Source organism: Streptococcus sp. CCH8-C6 (assembly GCF_001557225.1).
GTDB lineage: Bacteria > Bacillota > Bacilli > Lactobacillales > Streptococcaceae > Streptococcus > Streptococcus sanguinis_C.
Map to the genome: position 1 here is coordinate 1 of NZ_LSJN01000043.1, position 1467 is coordinate 1467.

3 protein-coding genes are annotated in these 1467 nt (G+C 40.7%); all 3 read left to right on the top strand.

The features are described from left to right. The coding region (locus AX677_RS04710; protein WP_002932759.1) for a prealbumin-like fold domain-containing protein at positions 1-491 on the top strand (491 nt) is incomplete at its 5' end. Between the two features lie 272 nt (positions 492-763). Beyond that, the gene (locus AX677_RS09570; protein ID WP_009659231.1) at positions 764-895 is read left to right on the top strand and encodes a hypothetical protein; all 132 of its coding nucleotides are present in this window, start codon (positions 764-766) and stop codon (positions 893-895) included. Positions 896-1073: 178 nt separating this feature from the next. Beyond that, a partial coding sequence (locus AX677_RS04720) for an ABC transporter ATP-binding protein (RefSeq protein WP_156445988.1) occupies positions 1074-1467 on the top strand: 394 nt, incomplete at its 3' end.

The following is a 1467-nucleotide window of genomic DNA, read 5'->3' on the forward strand; positions in this document are numbered from 1 at the left end:
ATCTTCCACGTAAGGTGACCTTCAGTAAGGTCAACCTTGGCGGTACTGAAATTGCTGGTGCAGATATTCAAATTTTCCAAGGCAAAGAGGCAACTGGCAATCCTGTAGCGAAATGGACTTCAGAAGCAAATACATCGCATGAGCTTGAATTAGCTCCTGGAGTATATACCTTCCATGAAGCTGCAGCCCCAACCGGTTACTTAGCTGTTACCGACATTGTGTTCCAAGTGAATCTCGATGGCACAGTAACAGTTGTAAATGCCAATGGAAATACAGTAGAATACAAGGGAGGGAAGTTAGTCATAACTGACCAAACGAAACCGACTGATCCAGATCCGAAAAAATCAAATCAAGATAAACCTGGAGATAAGGCGAATACGAAGAAAATTCTGCCTTTCACAGGTACAGAAATCAGCTTTACGCTACTTGCTATAGGCTTGATTATCATAGTTGGTTGTGGGGTTTATTTTGGGATTCGTTTCAAAAAATAAAACAGAAAACAAGTGTCAATGAACATTGACGCTTGTTTTTTTATGCGCTTGATGAAAGAAGGCAATAAGTATCGTTGAGTTTAGGGCTATTGATGCAGTTTAAGGGTAATCGAAAACTATTTTTTCTAAGTGACAAAAATGTAAGTTTAAAGGCTAAAATGAAAGGTTATCTTATGGCAGCTAGTCTGGGAATTCGGTATCCTATAAGTGTAAAGAAAAAGAAGATAAACGTCTTCCAAACTAATAATCAGATTTCAAGAAGGAGGCTTGCTATGAAAATCAATCTTTTTAACCATCGTCAAAGTAAACCTAAAGCTCAAAAGATTTCCAAGGAAGAAATCGAGAAGACACGCCTAGGCTGTGCTTCCAGTCAATATTATTTCTGGCTGCAGTACAGTCACTGAGAGATTCCATTATTCAAGGATAAGAGAAAGGTCAGTTGACTTTTCTCTTTATCCGACTTGGAGCACAAGATGACAAAAATGTAAGATTGGCAGGCAAAATGAAAGATTAGGTTATGGAAACTTGTCTGTCTTTCCGGTATGATAGTAGTATCAATTTAAATAAAGAAGAGGTTCAAGTATGACATTATTAGACGTACAGCACGTGAAAAAGATTTATAAAACTCGCTTTCAGGGCAGCCAGGTTGAGGCACTGAAAGACATTCACTTTACAGTAGAAAAAGGCGAATATGTCGCCATCATGGGGGAGTCAGGCTCTGGGAAATCCACCCTGCTCAACATCCTAGCCATGCTGGACAAGCCGACTGAGGGTCGCGTCTTTCTCAACGAAACTGACACAGCAACCATCAAAAATAGTCAAGCTTCCAGCTTCCGCCGGGAGAAATTAGGCTTTGTATTTCAGGATTTCAACCTGCTGGATACCCTGTCGGTCAAGGATAATATTCTCCTGCCTCTGGTTCTCTCTCGCCGTCCCATTACCGAGATGATGCAAAAGCTGGTTACGACCTGCAATG

What these genes read in the sequence shown, in the direction of transcription:
- AX677_RS09570 (WP_009659231.1), top strand. Translation starts at nt 764, where the DNA reads ATGAAAATCAATCTTTTTAACCATCGTCAAAGTAAACCTAAAGCTCAA.